Annotated in this window: 25 protein-coding genes and 5 pseudogenes; 9 read left to right on the top strand and 21 right to left on the bottom strand. The window is 50.1% G+C overall.

What is annotated here, in order from left to right:
* Nucleotides 1-4 precede the first annotated feature (4 nt).
* A complete protein-coding gene (gene udp / locus LA360_RS23945) occupies nucleotides 5-784 on the bottom strand; it encodes a uridine phosphorylase (RefSeq protein WP_002567762.1) in 780 nt (259 codons plus the stop codon).
* Nucleotides 785-1195: 411 nt separating this feature from the next.
* Between udp and LA360_RS23940 the strand changes: the two genes are divergently transcribed.
* Nucleotides 1196-1942, top strand: coding sequence for a GntR family transcriptional regulator (locus tag LA360_RS23940; RefSeq protein WP_057572730.1), 747 nt, complete (start codon nucleotides 1196-1198; stop codon nucleotides 1940-1942).
* 625 nt (nucleotides 1943-2567) lie between these two features.
* Here LA360_RS23940 and LA360_RS23935 read toward each other — a convergent pair.
* From LA360_RS23935 to LA360_RS23900, 8 genes and pseudogenes are all read right to left on the bottom strand, one after another.
* Entirely contained in the window at nucleotides 2568-2987 is a 420-nt protein-coding gene (locus tag LA360_RS23935; protein WP_022201330.1) for a hypothetical protein, read from the bottom strand.
* Between the two features lie 18 nt (nucleotides 2988-3005).
* Complete coding sequence (locus LA360_RS23930) at nucleotides 3006-4640, bottom strand: RHS repeat-associated core domain-containing protein (RefSeq protein ID WP_225537679.1); 1635 nt, start codon at nucleotides 4638-4640, stop codon at nucleotides 3006-3008.
* Between the two features lie 36 nt (nucleotides 4641-4676).
* The gene (locus LA360_RS23925; protein WP_225537678.1) at nucleotides 4677-6047 is read right to left on the bottom strand and encodes an RHS repeat domain-containing protein; all 1371 of its coding nucleotides are present in this window, start codon (nucleotides 6045-6047) and stop codon (nucleotides 4677-4679) included.
* A 111-nt stretch (nucleotides 6048-6158) separates the two neighbouring features.
* Nucleotides 6159-6338, bottom strand: a complete 180-nt coding sequence (locus tag LA360_RS23920; protein WP_057572739.1) for a transposon-encoded TnpW family protein — start codon at nucleotides 6336-6338, stop codon at nucleotides 6159-6161.
* Nucleotides 6339-6454: 116 nt separating this feature from the next.
* Nucleotides 6455-7270 (bottom strand): ATP-binding protein, encoded by an 816-nt coding sequence (locus LA360_RS23915; RefSeq protein WP_089776517.1) that lies wholly within the window; start codon nucleotides 7268-7270, stop codon nucleotides 6455-6457.
* Nucleotides 7267-7996 (bottom strand): annotated as a pseudogene (locus LA360_RS23910) (phage replisome organizer N-terminal domain-containing protein). Before LA360_RS23910 ends, LA360_RS23915 begins: the two are co-directional and overlap by 4 nt.
* A gap of 44 nt (nucleotides 7997-8040) precedes the next feature.
* Nucleotides 8041-8262, bottom strand: a pseudogene (locus LA360_RS23905) (cysteine-rich VLP domain-containing protein); the annotation flags it as partial.
* The gene (locus tag LA360_RS23900; protein WP_166433718.1) at nucleotides 8243-8401 is read right to left on the bottom strand and encodes a hypothetical protein; all 159 of its coding nucleotides are present in this window, start codon (nucleotides 8399-8401) and stop codon (nucleotides 8243-8245) included. The gene LA360_RS23900 and the pseudogene LA360_RS23905, both read right to left, overlap by 20 nt.
* Nucleotides 8402-8505: 104 nt before the next feature.
* Here LA360_RS23900 and LA360_RS23895 point away from each other — a divergent pair, with 104 nt between their 5' ends.
* A complete protein-coding gene (locus tag LA360_RS23895) occupies nucleotides 8506-8781 on the top strand; it encodes a type II toxin-antitoxin system RelB/DinJ family antitoxin (protein ID WP_057572732.1) in 276 nt (91 codons plus the stop codon).
* Nucleotides 8778-9059, top strand: coding sequence for a type II toxin-antitoxin system YafQ family toxin (locus LA360_RS23890; protein ID WP_057572733.1), 282 nt, complete (start codon nucleotides 8778-8780; stop codon nucleotides 9057-9059). The genes LA360_RS23895 and LA360_RS23890 overlap by 4 nt, the downstream gene beginning before the upstream one ends.
* A 51-nt stretch (nucleotides 9060-9110) precedes the next feature.
* Here LA360_RS23890 and LA360_RS30100 read toward each other — a convergent pair whose 3' ends face one another.
* The 6 genes and pseudogenes from LA360_RS30100 to LA360_RS23865 form a co-directional block, all read right to left on the bottom strand.
* Nucleotides 9111-9401 carry a hypothetical protein gene (locus LA360_RS30100; RefSeq protein WP_278335990.1) on the bottom strand — a complete coding sequence of 97 codons (291 nt, stop codon included), beginning with the start codon at nucleotides 9399-9401 and terminating at the stop codon, nucleotides 9111-9113.
* Nucleotides 9402-10555, bottom strand: a pseudogene (gene mobQ / locus LA360_RS23885) (MobQ family relaxase). It abuts the gene before it with no gap.
* A 188-nt stretch (nucleotides 10556-10743) separates the two neighbouring features.
* Entirely contained in the window at nucleotides 10744-11031 is a 288-nt protein-coding gene (locus LA360_RS23880; RefSeq protein ID WP_057572734.1) for a DUF3847 domain-containing protein, read from the bottom strand.
* Nucleotides 11032-11043: 12 nt separating this feature from the next.
* Nucleotides 11044-11562, bottom strand: a complete 519-nt coding sequence (locus LA360_RS23875; RefSeq protein ID WP_112482835.1) for a DUF5720 family protein — start codon at nucleotides 11560-11562, stop codon at nucleotides 11044-11046.
* Nucleotides 11559-12026 carry a sigma-70 family RNA polymerase sigma factor gene (locus tag LA360_RS23870; RefSeq protein WP_112482837.1) on the bottom strand — a complete coding sequence of 156 codons (468 nt, stop codon included), beginning with the start codon at nucleotides 12024-12026 and terminating at the stop codon, nucleotides 11559-11561. Before LA360_RS23870 ends, LA360_RS23875 begins: the two co-directional genes overlap by 4 nt.
* Before the next feature lie 10 nt (nucleotides 12027-12036).
* Entirely contained in the window at nucleotides 12037-12492 is a 456-nt protein-coding gene (locus LA360_RS23865) for a sigma-70 RNA polymerase sigma factor region 4 domain-containing protein (protein WP_057572737.1), read from the bottom strand.
* Between the two features lie 99 nt (nucleotides 12493-12591).
* On the opposite strand from LA360_RS23865, the pseudogene LA360_RS23860 reads away from it, so the two are divergent.
* Nucleotides 12592-13722 (top strand): annotated as a pseudogene (locus LA360_RS23860) (IS1380 family transposase); the annotation flags it as partial.
* A 200-nt stretch (nucleotides 13723-13922) separates the two neighbouring features.
* Here LA360_RS23860 and LA360_RS23855 read toward each other — a convergent pair.
* The 5 genes and pseudogenes from LA360_RS23855 to tnpA form a co-directional block, all read right to left on the bottom strand.
* The gene (locus LA360_RS23855; RefSeq protein ID WP_225537677.1) at nucleotides 13923-14321 is read right to left on the bottom strand and encodes a hypothetical protein; all 399 of its coding nucleotides are present in this window, start codon (nucleotides 14319-14321) and stop codon (nucleotides 13923-13925) included.
* A 143-nt stretch (nucleotides 14322-14464) separates the two neighbouring features.
* Nucleotides 14465-15058 carry a hypothetical protein gene (locus LA360_RS23850; protein WP_225537676.1) on the bottom strand — a complete coding sequence of 198 codons (594 nt, stop codon included), beginning with the start codon at nucleotides 15056-15058 and terminating at the stop codon, nucleotides 14465-14467.
* Nucleotides 15059-15744: 686 nt separating this feature from the next.
* The gene (locus LA360_RS23845) at nucleotides 15745-16668 is read right to left on the bottom strand and encodes a PHP domain-containing protein (protein ID WP_022201016.1); all 924 of its coding nucleotides are present in this window, start codon (nucleotides 16666-16668) and stop codon (nucleotides 15745-15747) included.
* Entirely contained in the window at nucleotides 16625-17821 is a 1197-nt protein-coding gene (locus LA360_RS23840; protein WP_022201015.1) for an MFS transporter, read from the bottom strand. The genes LA360_RS23845 and LA360_RS23840 overlap by 44 nt, the downstream gene beginning before the upstream one ends.
* 109 nt (nucleotides 17822-17930) lie before the next feature.
* Nucleotides 17931-18400, bottom strand: a pseudogene (tnpA, locus tag LA360_RS23835) (IS200/IS605 family transposase).
* Nucleotides 18401-18598: 198 nt separating this feature from the next.
* Between tnpA and LA360_RS23830 the strand changes: the two are divergent.
* Both LA360_RS23830 and LA360_RS31610 read left to right on the top strand, forming a co-directional pair.
* Nucleotides 18599-19555 carry an AraC family transcriptional regulator gene (locus LA360_RS23830; protein WP_022201014.1) on the top strand — a complete coding sequence of 319 codons (957 nt, stop codon included), beginning with the start codon at nucleotides 18599-18601 and terminating at the stop codon, nucleotides 19553-19555.
* A complete protein-coding gene (locus tag LA360_RS31610) occupies nucleotides 19468-19824 on the top strand; it encodes an IclR family transcriptional regulator domain-containing protein (RefSeq protein WP_225537675.1) in 357 nt (118 codons plus the stop codon). The genes LA360_RS23830 and LA360_RS31610 overlap by 88 nt, the downstream gene beginning before the upstream one ends.
* Before the next feature lie 48 nt (nucleotides 19825-19872).
* Here LA360_RS31610 and LA360_RS23820 read toward each other — a convergent pair whose 3' ends face one another.
* A complete protein-coding gene (locus tag LA360_RS23820; protein ID WP_225537674.1) occupies nucleotides 19873-20715 on the bottom strand; it encodes a transposase in 843 nt (280 codons plus the stop codon).
* Nucleotides 20716-20974: 259 nt separating this feature from the next.
* Between LA360_RS23820 and LA360_RS23815 the strand changes: the two genes are divergently transcribed.
* From LA360_RS23815 to LA360_RS23805, 3 genes are all read left to right on the top strand, one after another.
* Nucleotides 20975-21091: a hypothetical protein gene (locus tag LA360_RS23815; RefSeq protein ID WP_081031298.1), complete on the top strand. Its 117-nt coding sequence runs from the start codon at nucleotides 20975-20977 to the stop codon at nucleotides 21089-21091.
* On the top strand, nucleotides 21040-21441 hold the full coding sequence (locus LA360_RS23810; RefSeq protein WP_112482841.1) for a relaxase/mobilization nuclease domain-containing protein: 402 nt from the start codon (nucleotides 21040-21042) through the stop codon (nucleotides 21439-21441). Before LA360_RS23815 ends, LA360_RS23810 begins: the two co-directional genes overlap by 52 nt.
* A gap of 164 nt (nucleotides 21442-21605) precedes the next feature.
* On the top strand, nucleotides 21606-22100 hold the full coding sequence (locus LA360_RS23805; protein ID WP_112482843.1) for a helix-turn-helix domain-containing protein: 495 nt from the start codon (nucleotides 21606-21608) through the stop codon (nucleotides 22098-22100).
* Nucleotides 22101-22116: the final 16 nt, after the last annotated feature.

Below are 22116 nucleotides of genomic sequence, written 5' to 3'. Positions count from 1 at the left end.
CTCCTTAAGCCTGCTTATCTGCCTGAATCAGTCTGCGGACGGCTTCCACCGCCACCTTGATAGCTGCCTCGGTATCGTGGACAATGGGGTTATCCAGTCCTGCCTCCTGGCGCTCCTGGTTTCCCACCACCAGGAAATCAGAGCCGCAGCGCACCCTCAAGTGGCTGGCCGCAATAAACAGGGCAGCGGATTCCATCTCAGACGCCTTGCAGCCCATGCGCTTCCATGCCTCCCACTTATTCAGCAGCTCATAGCTCACCGGCATACGTTTGGGTTCATGCTGCCCGTAAAACGCATCCTTGCACTGCACCACTCCCGCGTGGTACGTGTATCCCAGCGCCTTTGCCGAGGAAACCAGGGCATTGGTCACATCCAGGTCAGCCACGGCCGGGAACTCGATGGGGGCGTATTCCCTGCTGGTTCCCTCCATGCGGATGGCGCCTGTGGCCACCACGATATCCCCGCCCTTCACGTCCATGTCCATTCCTCCGCAGGTTCCCACACGGATAAATGTATCAGCCCCGCACAGCACCAATTCCTCCATGGCAATGGATGCAGACGGGCCGCCGATGCCCGTGGAGGTCACGCTTACCTTTTCCCCGTCCAGATAACCGGTGTATGTAACATACTCCCTGCTGTCCGCCACCAGCACCGCATTGTCAAAATGTTTCGCAATCTTTTCGCAGCGTTTCGGGTCCCCCGGCATGATGACATACCGTCCCACGTCCCCCTTCCTGATCTGTAAATGGTACTGTAATCCTTCTTCTCCTGAATAGTTCTGCATGATAATTACCCTCTCTCAATTGATTTTTTTGCCTGCGCTTTTGCCTGCATCTTTGCTTGTATTTTTGCCTGCGCTTTGCCTGAACCTCAGCTTGCGCTTTTACTTGCATTTGCTTACATTTTACCGGCACTTACACTCTTGTTTTTGTTTGTTTATTTGTCTGTTTGTCGTGCATTTGTATAATATCATTTATCTTGTATAATTTCTAGATGGAATATTTTACAATTATTACAGCATACTTTTATGTATATTGACAATATAACTGTGCTTTTTTTATAGTTTTTTACCGATTCAATCGTGTTATACAACTAGACATGTCTATTTTATTGACAAAACAGCTTCCGGGAATTATGATGTTTAATAGGGACTTGTATATTTTTTGTGATACAGCCAGACAGAAAGGATAGACCTATGGAAGTAGATGTATTATCTGAGAAAGCAAAGAAATTAAAACATGTGAAAGTATATAACCGCCTGTATTCCATGATACAAGACGGCGTGTATCCTCCAGGCGGCCAGCTTCCCTCCGAACCGGAGCTGGCACTGCAGATGGACGTAAGCCGCATGACCCTGCGCAGGGCTCTGGCGCTGCTGCAGGAGGATAATCTGGTAATCAACATACGCGGAAAAGGAAATTTCATCAGCGAACATAATCCCGACGCAGAGCTGCCGGGCCTGGAGGTCACACAGCACCCGGTCCGCTGTACGCTGTCCGGATCCATTGAGGAGACAGAGATGGAATTCCGCATAGAACCGCCCACGGAATCCATCAATCAGAACCTGAAACGGAAAACCGCCGTTGTGGTAATCGCAGACCGCTGGTATAAACGCGCCGGGAAGGCGTGTGCCTACAGCCTCAGTTTCATTCCCATTGAGGTTATTTCCGAAAAACAGATAGATTTAAGGGAGAAAGAAGATTTATTCCAATACCTGGAGCATGGCGTATATAAGGATGCCGGCAGCAGCACCTGCCAGCTCTCCTATACCACCACAGGCAATTTCACAGCCGTCAAGTACATGCTCTCCCAGCATGCATCCTTCATCCTGATCCAGGAGACACTATACGGCGAAAATCACCGGGTATTGGTATCCAGCAAGCACTATATACCTGTGGAATCCTTCAAAACTCAGGTCAACGCTGTGGCCGGGCACGTCTGAAGGCCCATTTTCATTAATCCAAATAATGCTTCGCCGCAAATAAGCCAGCTGGGTCCGGCAGAAAGAAAACACACCGGCCATATCCATCATGGAGCGGCCAGTGTGTTTGTCTTCCTACAATTGCTTTCAGCGTGCCCCCCCCCCCCCCCTAACCCCCCGGGGGTGCGTCATTTTACCATGGAAGTATTCCGACAGTCAATTTCGTTTTCCTTGCGTTTTTCTTACCGGTTCCTTACTGGCGGCACTTGTCTCAAGGGTCGAAGAATAAACTGCTGGGTGGCTTGGCGGCACCCAGCTTTTCTCATTTCCGGAATCTTGCCACCCAAAGTGCTTGATTTTCCCATATAAAAGGCTTATTCCGGGTGGCAGAGCCGTAGAATTGTTTTACCGGGCAATCTGCGTTTTTTTGAATCTCTGTCTGCCGGTTTTCTATAATCGTGTTTCTATCGGGCCGCCCGCATCGTCCTCTTGCCCTTGTAACGCTCCGTGACCGCCCGTGTTAACGTTTTCCGGCAGGACTCGGAAAGATGTACCATGAGCAGGTATATCGGCTCGTTGGCCTGATGTGAAACAACCACCATTTTCCGAAAATCAAGAAAAATCGCAGGGTCGAAAAGTGCGCTGGTTAAATACCATTATGTAAAACCCTCTTCCCCTCATTTATCGCTTTTTCACAGATATAAATACAGGAATTTAAATTTTTTATTATCTCCCCTTTTTTTACCAGTATATTTTCATATCGTTCCTCATCTAGCAGGAATTCTCCAGTCAAATAAAACTCATCTGGCGATAGACGAAATAGTTCTACCCATTGTTTGAGGATGTTCTTTAACTTTGTTATCTCACCATCTTCAATAAATGAAAATCCATAGTATGAAATACCATTTTGAAGTCTTTTGCCGTTCCAAGTTGTACTGATCCATTTCAAGCTATCTCCAATATATTGAATTATCATATCCGAAATGGAAACTGAATCCATATCTGAAGAAACCATACTCACATCACTATCTTTTGGAATAATTGCAAACTGATGTACTAATCCCACCTATAATCACCTCCGAACCTATTGCTTCCCAAATGATACAATAGAACCATCTGGCGCAATATCAATATATTTTCCATTCTTTTTGTATCGAATTGTACCTTCAACAGCTCCATCAACTCGGCTCTTTGTAGAACCTTTTTTAGCTGTTTTAGCAAATTCTTCTGCCTTTCTTAAATATTGGTCGCGGCTTGTAGCACCAACTTCATCACCATGCCTGCCATAATGGTAGTCCAAAGAATCTTCTGGAGAATCAAAGCTTCCTTTATTCCAGTTTCCAGTCTCAGAATCCCCCTTATCATCTTTATTATTCTTTCCACCCCCAAACATCACAATACCAGTGTTTTCTATTGCGATAGCATCGCCATCCATTACCATTGTGTTACCATATTCATCAGCTACAACCATTACCGTCTGTGGCCCAGTTCCATTCATGGAATGCATCACTATCACAAATAAGGTACCTGCATTTTTACAGTTGGCAAGTATTTTTCCTATCTGTTCTCCTGCATCATACCAATCCCAATAGATTACATCTCCGGTTTCCTCAAGGTATGTGTTACCCTCTGCTTTCATCCCCAGAAGGCTATCCATCGCTTCATCTCCTAATTTTACCGTAACTGTGATTCCCGTTATAAAATCATCACACCGTTTCAAATAGGGGGATGCCTTTTCTACCGCTGCATCCATGGCCTTTTTTATCTCACTGGTTTTCTTCCCAACATTCTCGTTTATGTCTTCCGCAACCTTACCCGGATATGACCATAAACCATTCCAAAAGTCGGACAACATCTTTCCGGAAAAATAGTCATAAAGGTCACCAACATACGGGATGTTACTCTTACCGCTTGGGTCAATATAATTCAGCGGGCTGCTCTTCACATAATTATACCGGTTCAGTGTCAGCGGATCTGTGATATCCCCAAAGGCATTATACCGGTACGACTGCCAGATATATCCATCAATTCCTGTCACACCGGTCACGCTGCCTCTTGGGTCATAGGTATAGTAGCCGGTCCAGCCGGTAAAGCGCTCATTGTTCAGGCGTTCATTCCCGTAGCTGTATGCCGTATCCATTATACCATTGATATTCAGCTCCATCAACACTTCCACATGGTCGCGGTTCACGTCATTGACATATTCCACCAGCTCATAATTCTTCTGCTTCCCGGTGGTCTTAATCATGTCAATCAGTTCCTGCTCCAGCTCGGATACCTCGCCCGCCACCGGGAACAGGATGCCGCTCTGGTTCTGGCTCCCGCCTGTATTATTGGTGTTTCCGCCGGCATTTCCGTTATTGTCATTGGTTCCTCCGGTGCTGCTGTTGCCGTTTCCGTTTCCGTTTCCATTGTTTCCGTTCCCCCAACCATAATGGTTCCCATTGCCGCCGTTCCCGTTATTGCCGTTATCATTCTTTCCGGCATAGCTGGCTGCCGCATTGCCTGGGCTTACGGCACCCGGGGCTGCATTGCCTGGGCTTACGGCACCCGGCGCTGCATTGCCTGGTGTCGCAGTCATGGTTTGCCCAGAGTCAGCGTTGGCCGTATCACTGCTGTCTGTTCCTGTCTCCTCCTGGGCTGTTACAGTCTCCTCTGGGATTCCTAAACCTTCCGCCAGGCCTCCAAGGATTTCTTCACTGAAGAGACGCTCAGCCAATGCCTGGCTTACGCCGGCACCGAGTTTCCCCGCTTCCTATTCTTCACCGGTAAAGAAATCTGCGATGGCTGCCGCGGCGCTCTTCTTATTGCCGTTTCCATTGCCGGTGTTGCCGCTTCCGGTGTTGTCCTTGTTGTTTCCGTTCCCATTTCCGGAATTCCCCTTCCAGTCATCATCGGTATGCAGGTTGTAGTTCAGCTGGAATATGCGGTTCCCGTCGCCGTCATAGGCCATGGCCACCAGCAGGTCGTGGGCATCACGCACTGCCTTGAGACGGTTCTCCACGCTGTACTCATAGATCTTCTCCACCTTGCGGTTCCCATCCGGCTTGACCTCCTCTTCCAGGATCCGGTTTCCATCGGCATCATACTTGAACACATAGTCATACCGGCCCTGGCGGTCCTCATTCTCGGCTGCGGTTAGGAGCCTGCCGTCATCATCGTATGTGAAGGCTCGTTTCGTTTCTATGATCTGGAAGTTATAGATACCGTCCTTGTCATGCTTGTTGATATGCTTGTTGCCGTGCGGGAACAGGTCATCGTGCCAGCTCTCATGCTTCCCGTCATGCTTGTCATCCCAGGCATACGCATAGAGGCTTTCGGCTGCGTCCTCCGCCACGATGAACCCGCGGTCATCATAGGTGTAATCATACCGGCTGACTATCCATTCACACTCATCGCACCGGTTGACCATGGATACAATCTGGTCCCTGGCATTGTAGGTGTTGTAGGTATTCACCCCGTTGGGGCGGTGGATTTCCGTCACACGGTTGATGGCATCATATACATAGGTGGTGGCCTCACCGGAGCCGGCGGTCACCTTGGTAATCCGTCCAAGCCCGTCATATTCATAACTGCTGTCACCGCTTCGGTCCATCATGGAGACACGCCGGCCCAGGACATCATAACCGTACACCACGCCTTCGTTTACGGCGTTGCCCTCCCCGTCCTCATAGGCTTTTTCCACCAGGCTGTTGAGGACATCGTAATCATAGGATACCTTGTTCCCGCCATTGCTTATGCAGGAGGTCAGGCGCCCCCCGATGTCATATCCCATCCTCTCAGTCCGCCCGGACGGGTCATGGATGCTGGTCATGTTGCCTTCCAGGTCGTAGGTGTAGGCAGTGGTGCGCTTCATGGTATCCGTCATGGAGGTCACATTCCCCATCACATCATAGGTGTAGGAAGTGGTCAGCTCACTCGGCATGGTCACACGCACCAGGTTATCCAGGATATCATAGCTGAACCGGGTCACCAGGCCATTGGCGGCCTTCACACTCAGGGTATTCCCATGCGGATCGTAGGTGTATGCTTCTGTAAGCCCCATGCGGTCCGTCACACTGGTGACACGGCTTCCCGGGTCATAGGCGGCCATGATTGTCTCCTCCAGCGGGTTCTTAAATCCCACCTGACGGTTGTCCTTGTCATACGTGTATTCATAGACGTATCCCTTTCGTTCCGTTTGTCAAGGACATAGTGCGGATTTTTTCAAAAAAGATTTTACGGGGGTATGAGCGCGTTATGCGCCCATATCCCGTTTAATCAGCCGTTTAATCTTGTCGCTCATGTTTTCGGTACTGGTGGTGCTGAAATGGAATGACACTCTATAGGCCGTTCTCCCGATCTTCTTCACAAGCGCCGGTCTGTCCTCCGGCGCGGGCGCTGCTGTGGTGTTCTGGGTCATTTTCTCATTGCTCATAAGGTCATATACTCCTTTCCCGGACAGCCCGCCGGTGGCGGCGGGGTAATTGTCCAAACAATCAGGTTTTCGGTTCAATTTTGGGTTACAATCCCCTTTGCCGCCGCTTTCGTGGCTTACTCCTGTTCCTCCCGGAAATTCCTGCCGGAAAAGAGGACGGGCGCACACCATTCCAGTATGCGGTCATAGATTCTGGCGTGGGCCAGATCGGGCGGGTTCTTGATTTCTTCCAGCTTCAGGTTGGTTGTGATAATCATGGGCTTGCGGCTGCGGTAGCGGCCATCAATGACCGTAAACATCTGCTCCATCGCGTACTCGGTGTTACGCTCCACGCCCAGATCGTCGATAACCAGCAGGTCATACATTCCCAGACTGGCGATAAAATCCACCCTGTCCTCGGAGAATATACCTGTCAGCCGGTCCAGGATAGTGGGGAAGTTCGTCATAAGCACCGGAATATCCCGGTCAAGCAGCGCATTGGCGATACAACCGGCGAAAAAGGATTTCCCGGTTCCCACATCCCCAAACAGTAGCAGGCCGGTGTTGTCCCGGTAGGCTTCATCCCAATGCTCCACATAGGCGCGGGCTTTCTTCATCAGCGGATTTTTCCCGTTGTCGTTGGCAAAGGTGTAATCGTACAGATAGCGGTCTTGAAGTCCCTGCGCCCTCCGGCGCTTGATACTCTCCATGCGGTTCCGCTGTTCCTCCGCCTCCTTGCGCTGGCGTTCTGCTTCGGCCTGACAGGGGCAGATACAGCGGGGCATGAAATAGCCGGATTTCCCAAAACAGGGAAAAGCGGTCTGCCGGTTGCCGCCGCATTTCTTACAGTGGATAAGCCCGTCAGCCGGGTCTATGTATTCATCCCCGGCAAGGGTCGGATCGGCGGCAGCTTTGTCAATGATGGCGCGGATTTCTGTGGTAATCTCAATCATACGGTTTCGTCCTCCTTTACGCTGTAATCCCGGTTCCGGGTGGGCGGCGCTGCTTTCTTTCTGTCCTCGGCAGCCCAGCGCCGAATGGTGGCGGCATGGTTCTGATACTGCTTGCCGGTAGATGCCATATACTCGGATAGCCGGTCAATATAGGTCTGCCACAAGTCCGGGAGTTCCTCTTGCAGTTCCGACAGGTCTTTGTCAGACAAAATCACATTTTGGTAACGTCCATAGGAGCGGGCGGTCTGTCCCTTTTCTAACTCTCTCTATCTCTAACTCTATCTCTTTCTCTATCTCTGGTGGATGAATGTCGGACAAATGTCCGCCCATTTGTCCACCACGTTTTTTCTGCGCCTGCAACGCCATTCTCGCCTGCTTTTTTCGTTCTCCCTCGGTAGAGGACTGTCCGCTCAGGAGTTCTATATTGCTCATATAATAGGCTCCATTCGCCATAACCTCCACAAGCCCCAACTGCAAATAGATTTTCAGGGCGCGCTCTACGGTTCCCACCTGTTGCCGGGTGAGGGTGGCAATCATCTGGGGCGTGTACGGGATGTTCTCGTCAAGCTGGAGCTTGCCGCCATGTTTCAGCGATTTCAGATACAGCTTGAGCAGGATATACGAATACAGAATCCCGTCCTGCATACTTTCCAGCAGGACAATGGAATCATCATCAAAATAGTTTTCTTTCAGTTTCAGGTAATAATATTTTCGATTGTCTGACATAGGTTTGCTCCTTTGGGTCTGTAATGGGGGCCTGTCCGCATTTTAAGGGCCGTTTTCAGTTCCTTATCCAGCGGCAGCACCGCCGCCCGGAACCACCGGCACAGCAGGGAGTAGGAAATGCTCTGGACACAGACACATTCCTCCCCATCGTCCAGCGCAAGGCAGTTGCCGCAATCGTAATTACAGCACTCATGCACCAGTCGCCGCGCCCTGCGGTACTGCCGGTAGTCCATGACGGGGATTTTGTCACGCTGCCCGGTTGCCATAGCGCACATGGCAGCGGCACACGGGCGGCTGCTCTTTTGCAAAAACCGGCTCCGGTTGCTCTGCGCCTGCTGGCGCGGGCGGCATAGGCGGCACCGGGATTTGAATGGTTATCGTAATCATCAAAATTTCTTTCTGCATTGAGTCCTCCTTAAAAATTTGTAAATTTCATGGCTGTTGAGTTGATTTTGCATTGCAATTCGCATATAATATAAGTGCAATGAAATGCGAAAGGGGTTGATACTATGGCAAGCACGACAAATTTCAGCGTCCGCATGGACAGCGACATCAAAAAACAGTGCGAAACGCTTTATGGCGAGTTAGGCATGAACCTGACAACCGCAATCAATGTGTTCCTGCGTCAGTCTTTACGTGTCGGCGGTTTTCCCTTTGAAGTCCGGCTGGAACAGCCTAACAAGGAAACCATTGCCGCCATGCTGGAAGCAGAACGTATCGCGCGTGATCCCAGCGTGAAGCACTACTCCGATGTAGAAGAAGCACTCCGGGAGCTGAAACGATGAACCGTGATATTGTTTGGACGACACAGTTCAAAAAAGACTACAAGCTGGCATTGAAGCGGCACCTCAATATTGATTTACTGGATGATATTATCCGGGCATTATCGAGGGGCGAAACATTGCCAGAGAAAAACAAAGACCATGCGCTGTCCGGCGATTGGATAGGACACCGGGAATGTCACATTCAGCCGGACTGGCTGCTGGTTTACCGCATTGAGGACGATGTGCTGGTACTGACACTGGCCCGCACCGGAACACACAGCGATTTGTTCGGAAAATGAAAGCACAGGCCGCCGTATGGAGAATTTTTCTGTACGGCGGTTTTGCTATGCTCATAGCTCGTGATCCTCCTTTTTCCTGCTCTGGTCGGGCTGCTCCTTTTCCAGCTTCTCGGCGACTTTCCGCAAGCTCTCCACGGCCTTGATTTCCTCCCGCATGGCTTTCATCTGCTGGTACTGCAAATCTTTCTGCGCCGACAGCTTATCCATTTCGGCCTGCCATTTCTTCGGGGTGATCGGCTCGCCGGCAGCTTTCAGATTTTCCAGATACCGGGCGGCGGCTTCATACAAAGCAAGCTCCGCGCTGTGACGCTGCTCAAATAGTTCCCGCTTGCTGGGTTTCACTTAGTCAAGCTGGCGGCGGGTTCCCTTGTGCTTCTCATACTGCGCCCACATTTTCAGGTGTTCGTCCAGCTTTTTTCTCCGGCGCTCCCCGCTGACGAGCTGGCCGCGCAAATCATAATAAGCGCCATTCATGGCGGAGATTTTTTCATGTAGCTGCTGCATGGAAGTAATCCCGTTGCTGTGCAAGAAATTGAACAGGGCGGCGCTCTGTTTTAATGCCTTGGCCTTGCCATAGTTGGAATGGGCCGCGCTACGGTTCATTTCATGCTGCGCCTGCCATAGCTGCGTCATAATGCTGTCTTTGCCCTGCGGTCTGGCGGCTTCTTCCTTAGACCAGTTATAAAGCCGGGTAATGCGGGCCTTGATCTCTTTCAGCAGCTTATTGTCGGCGGCAATCTGCCGGTTGACATTCCCTTTCTCGGTCTGGATGCCGCGCTTCTCCATCTGGAAAGCGGCAACGCCCAGATGGATGGAAGGAATCTTATCAATCCCCTGACGCTTATAGCTGCGGTGGTCTATCCGGTCTGACAGGCCGATAGCCGCCTGCGCCCGGTTCACATATTCCGCCCACGCTTTGCGCCACAATTCCACATTCCCTTTGTCGTTCCAGTCCGTGGTATCTTCCCTGTGATTTTTCCAGCCGCCTTTCCCGTCCGGGATGCGGTTGCCCTGTGCGTCCAGCTCATATACCTTGCGGCACTTCGCAGCCCACTCGCCATTTTCTTTCAGGGGGCGGACGGTCAGCAGGACATGGAAGTGGGGGTTGCCGTTCCCTTTGTCGTGGATGGCAAAATCGGCGCACATCCCCTTGTCCACAAAGTTGTCTTTCAGAAAAGAGCGGACAAGGGCAAGCTGCTGTTCTCTGGATAGTTCGCGTGGCAGGGATGCTTCAATATCACGGGCAAGCTGGCTGTCCTTTGCTTTCTCGATCTGCTCCACGCTGTTCCAGAGGGAGCGCGGTCAGAAAATTCCGGCGGGGCATTGGGCGGCAGCATGATCTCGGTGTGAATGACGCCGCGCTTTCGGGTATAGTCATGGGTCTGCCCGTCCCATTCGTTTGTCAGCTTCGTCCTGCTCCGGTAAGCGGCAGCTTCTACGGCAGACCGGCCCTCGCTGCGCTTGACGATCTTAACGGGAAAATGGCAGAAATCCATTGGTACAGCCTCCTTTCGGGTGGGGATATATAGGTTCCGTGGAGCATGACAGACGCAGGGCGGGTGTCATGCTGCGCGGGGCGCACAAGGGGTTTGGGGAGTGTAGCTCCCCATCGCGCTCGGAGAGCGCAATAGCCCCCGGCAGGCGCACGACACCGGCAACGGTGTATAAGTGCGCCGTTAGTTTTTCAAAGTACCTCTGTTTCCGGGCTTTCGGGCCTGCTTTCCGGCAGCTTCGGCACTCCCGGCAGGCGGAAGAGTGACAGCAAAAACGACTTGACTTCCTCGCCGGGCAGACCGGCAAGAGAGGGAAAGACGCTTTCCAGAATTGCGCCATGCTCGATCAGGCGGCGCGTCCTCGCCCTGCGCTCGGCATCGGTTTGTTTGTTCAACAGGATTTTCTGCCGGTTCTCCAACTGCCGGATTTCCCGCTGTACCTTTTCCTGCTCCGTCTGTAATTTTTTCAGTTCTTTCATAGGCAGCGCCTTTCATCGTTCCGGGCGGGTCAGCTTTTTGTCGTGATAAAACCGCCACGCACCAACGGTGGCATGGCTGATAATCTTGATTTCTCCCCGCTCGGCGCTGGCTCTGGCATTTTTATAGCCCTCGGCAGAGAGGAAAAAGCGGTAACGCCCGCCGGGTGTTCCCACAGGGCTGTTGGAGTTTAAGATGTCCAGTACAACCATGTGCCGTGTGCTTGGCAGGCTGCGCTCCATCCCGAACAGGTCATGCCCCAACAGTGGCGGCTCTTGTATTCCGGCTTCGGTCAGCCGGTCAGGGCTGGGCTGGCCGTTTTCTCCCTTAAAGCAGGCTTTTACACCTGCAATAAAATGACTGAATTCCGGTTCCGGCACCTCCAGCAGCTTGTCAATGGTGTTCTCCACAATCGCTTTTGTCAGCGGTTCTTTTGCCGCCCGCCGGACAGCCCGCAATTCCGTCAGGATCGCGTCCTTATCCGGCATGGCGTATTGATAGATCAGTTCCAATTCGCTTTGTATAAATTTCATTCTTCAAATTCCCTCCATTTCTTTTTGTCAAAGTAAGTACGCAGCTTCTTCAATCCGCTGCGGATGGATTCGGAAACAACGCTGACGCTCACGCCCTCGCTGGCGACAATCTCCTGTATTGCCATGCCGGACAGATACCGGGCGCGGATGCGGCGGGCCTGCGTGGGCGTTAAACAGGACAGAGCTTCTTCTAATCGTTCCAGCGTCAGCAGGAAAAACCGTTCTTCCTCCTGCTCCATGAGAATTTCCTCCGGGGATTTTTCAAATCCGCACAGCGCGTCATTCTCAATCCCGTCCTCCCGGTCAAGGGAGAAATATGCCTTGTGGTAATACATCTTTCGGATGCGGTTGTTTTCCTCCCTGTGCATGAGTAAAAGGGCCTCGGCCACTTCATCGGAAACCTCAACAAATGTGTCTTTGGTAAACAGCGGGTAATAGTATTTTTTCAGGTTGACGGTCTGCATAGGCCGCACCTCATTCCACCCGGTTCCGGCGGCTGTAATACTCTTGCAGGCGCTTCAAACCGGCGTGGACGGAGCGGCAGACCACATCCTTGTTGATGCCCTCCTCCTGTGCGATTCCGGGAAAATTTAAGCCACGCAGATAGTAGCTGCGGACGCGGCGGGCCTGCACCGGCGTGATCTGGGAGAGGGCTTCATCCAGCATGGACAGCAGCCGGTCACGGGCGGCCTGTTCCTCCTGAAGCACAAGCACTTCCTCCGGGGACGGACTGTGTTCCAGCGCATAGTTCTCCGTCCAGTCATAGGCGTCCAGCGAGTAGTACGCCTTGTGGCGGCAAGTCCGGCGGTAATAGTTCTCCATCTCCCGGACAGACAGCAGCATGGCCTCCGCCACCTCATCGCTGACCTCCACAAACACATCCTCAGTGTAGTAGGGGTAGTAATACTTTCTCAGATTGCTTGTTTTCATGGGCTAACCTCCTAAAAATGGAGAGAGGACAGGCAGCTTCAAAACTGCTTGTCCTCTCTGATGATGTGAGGGAAAAAGTTCCTCTCACTGGTTGGCACTATGGAGGCAGTCATCATGAAAAAGATAAAAATTGAGTTTACCAATGAGCGGCTCATCCCAGCCAGCGGCCTTGCAGTTGTCGGTGCCATTCTCGGCAAAAGCGACTTCGTAAAGCGGTGCAACCGTATGGATGTCACCCCAAACCGTTCACAGCACCAGATCAAGAACGGGGATGTCCTGCTCACTTATATCGGACTTCTCACCATGGGGAAACCTGCTTATGAGTCCGTCCATGAGTTTGATGACGACCCGGATTTTTACAAATACGCACTTGGCATTGTCAGAAGCATCCCTTCTGAGGAGACGCTGCGCCAGCGGATGGATGACATTGGCTCATCCATGCGTTCTTATATCCTTGCGGAAAACATCAAGATGCTCAGGGATAATGGCATTGTACCGGGAAAACTCCCGAACGGTTATGTGCCTGTGGATATTGATGTCACGCCCTTTGATAATTCCAAGACCAAAAAGCAGGGTGTCTCCAGAACTTATAAGGGATGTGACGGCTATGCGCCGATAATGGCATATATTGGAACGGAGGGCTATCTGGTCAACTGTGAACTCCGGGAAGGAAAACAGCATTGCCAGAAGCATACCCCTGAGTTTTTACGGGAAACCATCCGTATGTGCAGGGAGATTACGGATGAACCGCTCCTGATCCGCCTTGATTCAGGAAACGATGCCGCAGAGAATATCGGTATCCTGGTGGAAGCGGGCTGTTATTTCGTCATAAAACGCAACCTCCGCAGGGAAAGCAAAGAGGACTGGCTGCAGATGGCACAGGAATACAGCCAAGATATCGAAACTCCCCGTGAAGGGAAAACCGTCTATATCGGCAGCGACTGGAAACCGGTTTCCTATAAAACAGCGGATGATACGGAAAAAACCATCACCGTCCGTGCCGGGTACGAGATCATAAACCGTACCATTGATAAATATGGCCAGTTCCTTCTGGAAGGCGACATTGAAGTCAATACCTGGTGGACAAACCTTGGAATGACGGACCGCGAAGTCATAGGACTCTACCATGCCCACGGCGAATGTGAGCAGTTCCATAGCGAGATCAAGACCGATATGGATATGGAGCGGCTGCCATCCGGCAAATTTGAGACCAATGAGCTGGTTGCGGATTTCCGGTCATAAATGTCATCCTGCCAGGTAGCCTTTGAGAAACCAAGGGGAAAGCATGCCCTTTTGAAAGGATTTCTAGTGTTACTAACCGTCATTTGAAACCAAAATCAATCCAGATACATTAAAATACTGTCTTTGAAGAACTATTTATCAAGAATAAGCCAATCCGATTTGGGATTAGCATCATAAAACAACCAGTTTCACGGATTCAGGTTAAATTTAAGGCTTCCGGATTTAAGCTTATAAGAGAAGTTATTCCTATCCTGCTTCTCCAGCAGGATGATATCCTCCTTCACAGTACCATTCAAGATTGTATACTGGACATCCACGTTCTCATACACATCACTATAGCGGATTGCATTATCCCCCACACGGCTTAGGGTATAATCTCCGCCCTCCGGTACGATTTCCAGGGAATCACCGCCTTTTGTGATGGTATACCCGCGCCCGCCGCTCATCTTTTCCGGTAAGAGCACGGTCATCGGTCCATTCTCGTTCCGGTAGGTAGTCCCGGTTGATACCATGCTTCTCATCCTTCTGGCATTGGAACCCGTGGCCACGGATATTTCCTCATCCTCCACACCTGCCTCGGTCAGCATGTTGTTGGCTTCAAGGACCTCGCCGCTTGTATCCTGATAAAGCCCGGAATACCCGCCAACAACGGTTATGTATTCCCCGTCACCGGTTTGGTAGGTACGGTATCGGTCATTAAACTGGACTAGCTCTCCTTCCGGTTCTTCAATCAGGTCATCATAAAAGTCCTCCGGTTCTCTGGCCTCCTTTTCATCCTCTGGCTTCGAAAGAACCTCGGCAGGTAAGGTTTCCAGCTCTGCTTATGTACTTTCTGGCGCATCAGGTCCGGCAGGTCGATTACCGCCTGCTCCGCCGCTATGGCTGCCGTTCTCATCCGCTTCTTTGGCTTCTTCGGATTCTTCGGTTTCTTCTGTAGATTCCTTGGTTTCGTACTTACTTTCATCTGTATTGCTTCCAGTCTCTTTATCTGCACCACCGGACTCCTCTTCTTTTCCGGTTTCGGAATCACCGCCGGACTCCGAACCATCGCCGGTTTCGGAACCTCCGCCGGACTCGGAGCCATTGCCGGTTTCGGAACCATCACCAGACTCCGAACCATCGCCGGTTTCGGAACCTCCGCCGGACTCCGAACCGCCCCCTGACTCGGAGCCTCCGCCGGATTCAGAACCTCCTCCTGACTCGGAGCCATCACTGCCAGAACCGTTGCTATCAGAATTAGAGCTACTGCTACCTGAATCATTGCTGGTATCGGAGCCGCTGTCATTGCCAGCCCCATCACCACTCCCGGAATTTCCCAGGTCACTAATACCTACTTCGTTAGTAAGAGCCGTCGGCCTGGCAAAAGACACATAACGTGGCCTGTTATGAATGGCCTCCGCCCCTTAGGCTATCAGCGGCACCATATTGGGCGCCATCAAAGTAGTTACCAATAAAAGACTGGCAGCCCTTCCTGCTAATTGTCTGCATCTTTTCCGTTTTCTCACAAAACATCCCCTCTTCTTTTGTTTTTTGTGCATAGACACTTATTTAAACTGGATTTTACACCAGTTTTTATATATTTCCAACAGTTTCCGCACGAAATGCGGCTTTTTATGCACGAAATATTTCCACCCCATTAAAAAGGGGCTGCTGCACTAAATAGGGTGCTTCAGCCCCTTCTTTGTTCCCTTATAGGAAACTTCGCAAATCGGCCAAAATGGTGTATAATAGACTAGTATAACTCGATTTAAATAAGCTTACAATTTAAGCATTGGTAGTAATCTGATTTCTTGGCTTACGTGTCCGTGCTTTTGGCGCACGTTTCCCTTGGTTTTCAGGATAATAATGTAAACTTATTAAAATCGAGTTATACTAGAAATAAACAATGGCAAGCTATCCGCATCTGGTTTTAGAAATTTATTACAAAAAAACTGCACTATTTGAGTGAAAGGTCACGGAATCCCCATCATAGGCATCAATACCGGAAGTGGCAATGGCGGGGTACACTCCCTACACTGAAAATTTTTTACCATTCTCCCCAAGAATACGCCCCAGCTGCCGGACCATTTCCTCATATGGGACCGTACATCCATGGCCGCCTATGGAGATAGACGGCTTTGTCTTTCCGTGATAATCGCTTCCGCAGGTAATCATCCTGAATCTGCCGCACGCAGCCTTATGATAAAACGCGGCCTGTTCCTCCGAGTGGTAGCTGCTGAATGCCTCTATTCCATCCACTCCTGCCTCCAGTATGGGATCCAGCAATTCCGCACGGTCTTTTAAGTTAACCCCCGGATGCGCCAGCACCGCATATCCCCCGTTTCTGTGTATGGTATCAACCACCTCCTCCAGTTGGGGGTATTCCATTTTAACATAACAGCATTTTCCCTGAGAATAAAAATCCCAGTAAAAATTCACATAAGGGTTATCGCCTCTTGCTCCGCCTACCCTGTAGGGAAGAAGCAGGGGATGGTCCTTGTATTCCTCCCTGCCCAGGAGCACCTCTGCGAACATTTCCCCGGTCCACCGGTCCTTCCAGTAATGCTCTCCGGCCAGCTCCGCCATATCCTCCGCTGTCACATCAAACCCCATTTCCCTGGTTGCACAGAGCATCTGGCTGGATGCCGCCGCTGCCTGACTGCTTATATTATCTTCAATACAGGCAAAATCATGGCTTGTATCGTCAATTCCATACCCCAACACATGAAGATTCACCCCCCTGAACGTACAGTCAATCTCTATGCCGGAAACATACGTAATCCCGGCCCTCAGGGCTGCCTGTCTTCCCGCCTCGTTTGCCCGCACACTGTTGTGGTCCGCAATGGACATGATACGGATGCCGTTCATGCCACACTGTCTCACCAGCTCCCCGGGACTGAATTCGCCGTCATCACTGTAATAGCTGTGCATGTGTAAGTCCATTAACTTTTCCATCCTGAACCCTCCCCATCCTCTCTGTCATCCCAATCATCAATACCACAAATACCACCAGACACACGGGATACAGCGTCACGCTGATGCGCTCTGCCACAACCCCAAACAGCGGCGGCATGAAAGTGGAGCCCACATAAGCGCAGGCCATCTGCATACCCATCATGGACTGGGAATACTGCACCCCAAAGTTATCAGGCGTTTCATGAAGCAGACTGGGATAGATAGGAGCACAGCCCAGTCCCACCATGATAAGTCCTGCCAGTACCGCCCCGTCACCGGCCGGAAGAAACAGCAGCACAGTTCCGGCAAAGGCGGTCAGCTGACCGCAGCGCACCATGTTCCTGTCCCCCGCCCGGTCCGTGACAAAACCGCTGGCCAGCCTGCCCAGGGTAATACCCAGGTAAAAAAACGAAGCCCATTTTGCCGCTGTCTGGGGGGCAATTCCCTTATGCAGCACCATATAACTGCTGGCCCACAGACCGGCTGTGGCCTCAAGAGCACAGTAGCAGAAAAATGCAGTAAGCACCGCCTTTGCCCCCGGAAGCCGCAGCCCCTCTCTCATGGTAATCTGCTTGTGGGTGTCATCCTGTCCGCTGCTTCCCTCCGTCCTCACCTTCCACAGAGGAAGCGACAGCACAAGGCAGGCCACCAGTGCAATCTGAATCACCCCCACCACCATATAACCGGAATTCCACTTAAAACCTCGTGTCAGACATAGGCCCATGATATAGGGTCCGGCCGTTGCGCCGATACCCCAGAAGCAGTGCAGCCAGCTCATGTGGCGGGATTTATAGTGGAGAGCCACAAAGTTATTCAGTCCGGCATCCACGCTTCCCGCTCCCAGGCCATAGGGGATGGCCCAAAGGCACAATTGTATAAAGGAATGGGAAGAAGAAAAACCAAACAGGGCTGCTGCTGTCATTGCAACGCTTATGACAGTAACCTTTCCGGTCCCAAAGGCCCTGATAAGCCTGTCACTGAAAAGGCTGGAAATTATGGTACCCCCGGCAATAATCATGCTGATAATGCCTGCATAGGACACCGAAGCCCCCAGCTCACGGTACATGGACGGCCATGCTGAACCCAGAAGTGCGTCCGGAAGCCCCAAACTGATAAACGCCAGATAAATAATCACAAGTAATAGCTGAAACATCTCATCCTCCTGTTTCTAAGCACCCAAAAGACCCGCTGAAGCCTCCCGCGCGCAGAACATATAATGAACTACCCCGCAGCAAGCTGCGGGGTATCGAAGGTTGCAACCTCTACATATAATCCCATATGCTATACTGCTTTGTTTTCTCTACGTTTTTATAGATTGTTTTATAATTTTTTCCTGTCCCTGTTCTTTCACATATCTACTTATGATTTGCTCATTCCCATGTTCACTCACCGTTGCTACGTAATAGCCATCTGTCCAGAATTCTCCTCCCCACAATTTTTTCTTCACTTGTGGACATTTCGCGAACACCTCCCGGGCTATGATGCTCTTCACTATTTGGATGATTTTTTTTGGACTATATGCAGGCACTGACTGGATAAGAAAATGTACATGGTCTTTATCTGTACCTACTTCCAAAAATCTTATTTCATACCTTTCCTGAATTCCCTCACACGTTTCTTTGATTACCCTATCTACATCTTCATCTATTACTACTCTTCTATATTTTGCTGGACATACGAAATGATACATGAGTACTGATACATTGTGTGACTTGCGTATTGTTTCACTCATCGCACAATTTCTCCTTTCCTTTTTCCTCTAGTATATCTCTTCCTCCATGTCTTGAAAAAGTTTGTTACGCAGCAAGCTGCGGGGAATTAAACCCTCTTTTTGATTAAATACACACCAAAAGAATATCGTCTTTTCCTTCTTGATTCAACCCAAATCTCGACTTATAATATAAGAAAAACGACCAATCGGAGGATTGACATGGCATTACAGGATTGTGCCCTGAATTTAAACCGCGCAGGGAGGGAACTGCAGCCCCACGGGATGCCGGACTTCCCCTGCGCAGGATATTCTTCTGTATATACAGACAGTGCCGGGGATGTGGTTCCCTGGCACTGGCATGAGGATTTGGAAGTTATTTACGTTGAGTCCGGACATCTGAGACTGCAGGTTCCGGGTAAGACCTTTCATCTAAAACATGGAGAAGGCGCTGTGGTCAATTCCAATATACTGCATTTTGCCGCCGCAGAGCCCCTTTGCGAACTCCATTCCCTGGTATTTCACCCTCTTTTGGTAACCGGCGGGCAAGATTCCGTATTTTTCAAGAGGTATGTGGCGCCGCTTCTTCAGTGCAGGATTTTTGACTGCTGTCCGCTTGACCCGCTTGCCGAAGACTCCGGAGAGGGAAATCCCGCTGCCGTCTTCACCTCTGCCTTTGATGCATTTTCCGGCGAACCATTGGGATACGAGTTCGTGGTCCGCGAAAAACTGTCCCGTATCTGCTGTTCCCTTTACATGTACTATGCCCATGCAATGGATTCCAGGGAACCAGTTCCGAATACGGATAATATGCGTATCCAAAAAATGATAAGCTTTATCCATGAACATTTCCACGAAAATCTGGACCTGGCCCGGATTGCCAGGGCTGCGGATATCGGAGAGCGTGAGTGCCTGCGGTGTTTCAAACGCGCCATCCAGACCTCTCCCATTCAGTACCTTCTGAAATACAGAATAACCCAGGGGGCTTCCATGCTTCTTCGCAGCCCTCACAGCAGCATTTCCTCCATAGCAGGCATGTGCGGGTTTAACAGTCCCAGTAATTTTTCGCAGATGTTTGTGCGCTTTTTTAAGTGTACGCCCAGGGAATACAGGAAAACCAACTGCCCGCCTTCTATTTGCTTTGGATTTCCTTCCTCCGAAGCCAGGACTATGCGGTAGACGATGAAGAGATAGCTTTAGGCGTCAGATGTATCGCAGCCCCTATTTATGATTACCGTGGCGTAGTAAATTACAGTCTGTGTATCTCAGGAACGACCAACAATATAAAACCATTTTCCATGGACCGTTATCTCTCAGCGCTGCTGTCTGCCAGCAGTCAAATCAGTTCTGCGCTGGGTTATAAACACAGCAGACAGAGCCCGGAAGTTCAACCACCCGGTCCGCATGGAGATAACGGCCGGAAAAGGGGCTGTGAAAAAATAGAGTAGACGGACTCTATTTCCCACAGCCCCCTCACTTTTTGATCCGGAAGTCTGTTACTTCCCTAAAAAAGCATATACCTCCCCCTTACTCCGTATAAACGTAGCATCATGGTCCGCTTTGGAATAGCTGTTGCGTTCCGGGCCGCAGATCCGGATCTTTTTCACATATTCTTTCAGCTTTTGTGTGTATTCTTTCAGCTTCTCGTAATATCTCTGCTCCCTGCTCTTGCGATGGCCTCTGCCGTGGACGAACGCCTCCTCGTCGATCCGGCACTGAAAAGCGTATCGTCCAAGAATCATCTCCAGACCCTGCGGAGTATATTCTGTGTTCGTCTCAACCTTCAGTCCGGTATAGGCCAGGTCCTCATTGATCTGATCCAGCAGCTGTGTGATTTTCGCAAACAGCCGGTATCTGGATTTCTCCGTTGCTTTTTTCCATACCCAGCTGTATTTGTTCGCATTTGCCTCAAATTTTGAGCCGTCTATATAAAGATGTTCCAGATCCACGGCGTCTTTTTTTCGGATATACTCCATAACGGCACGGAAAATATCTTCGGCCTTTCCGTCGATTTCATTATTAATAAAGTATCCGAAGGAGCGGTAACCGGGTGTTTCGTAATCCATCAGGTACATATAACGGATATTGGTTCTGCACCGGTCCTCCAATTCCCTTAAACTTGCGTATCCTGTGTCCATAAAGCCGAATAAGATTGTTTTAAGCATATTGACCCGATTATATCCCGGCCTGCCATAGCGGTATAATGGTTCAGGCCTGAGATACTGTTCTATTCCGATCTCCTCCATGATCTGGTCAAATACCCATACCGGATCGCAGATATCCAGACTATCTGCAAGAAATACTGGAAATCTTCCCTGCTTTGGACTATAATAAGACATGGTATTATTTTTCATGACAGATAAATTATACCAGCAAAAAAAGAACGTTTCCAGGGTAAAACCTGAAAATGTTCTTTTTTCACAGCCCCTTTCGCTTTTGTATATCTGTGAATACTTGATTTCCTTTTGCCTATCCACATAATATCTCAAAGCATTGATAATTACATGAATCATTTTATACTGGGTAAGCGGTCGCTTACTTATTGTTTAATGCCGCCTGCGCCGCATCGGAACAAACCTCAATCAGATTGCCAAGCGGATGAACGCAACCGGAAATGTCTATGATGCCGATGTAAAACAAATAAAGGATCTGATGGAAGAAGTATGGCGTACACAAAAATCCATGCTATCGAAACAACCCTGCCTAAAGCAGTAAAATATATTTTGAACCCTGCCAAGACAGACGGGCAGATACTTGTTTCCACCTTTGGATGCGGTGTAGAAACTATTCCTTATGACTTTGCCTGCGCCCTTTTCAAGACAAGGCAGTCTGATGAAAACAAAGCCTTTCATCTGATACAGTCTTTTGCTCCTGGCGAGATCTCTTATGAGAAAGCCCATAAGGTAGGTCAGGAGCTTGCGGACAGATTAATGGAAGGGAAATATTCCTATGTAATTGCCACCCACACAGACAAAGGGCATATTCACAACCACATCATTTGTGCGCCCATACTGGGGCGAAGTGAATCCGCAATAACAAGCGGTCAGCGTGTAGTTTCATGCTGATGGTCAATGACTTACCAAGCGGAGAAATCCTAATGGGAACAAAGCACGTCATTAAAACCGTAAGTTGGCTAGTACAGCATTGCCAAAATAATAATGAATAGACGTTGCTTTTTTATTGTAGTCGGTGCATAATAATTCTATCACTAAAGAATGGATGGGTTATTATGCGAAGGAAAACAATTGATACTATCCCGGTTTTATCTGATGCCATGAAAAACATATTATCTGCTTTTTCAAAAAGCCGCTCCCTTCCGTCAGGACTGGTCAAAAGAGCCAGCATTGTCCTGCTTGCGTCACAGGGGGAACTCAACCAGAATATTGCACCACAGGTCGGGCTTCATTATAATAATGCTGCCACCTGGCGCAGTCGGTTCCTCGCGGCGCTCCCAGCCTTGCGGAGGATTGAAATGGACGACCCGGAAAAGCTTGAAGATGAGATACGGGCAGTCCTCTCCGATAAAAAACGCCCCGGTGCCCCGTCTGTTTTTACGCCGGACCAGATCAGGCGGATCATCGGCCTTGCCTGCAGCAGCCCAAATGATTTTGGGTACGAAGTAAGCCAGTGGAGCCTCCCGCTGTTAGTGGCAGAAATTAAAAAGCAGGGGATCGCTGAACAGATTTCTGAGAAATCTGTCAGCCGTTTTTTTAAAATGAGGTAGATTTACATCCCCACAG

The sequence above is a fragment of the Enterocloster clostridioformis genome (assembly GCF_020297485.1).
GTDB classification, from domain to species: Bacteria; Bacillota; Clostridia; order Lachnospirales; family Lachnospiraceae; genus Enterocloster; species Enterocloster clostridioformis.
This window is presented reverse-complemented; position numbering and strand designations above follow the sequence as displayed.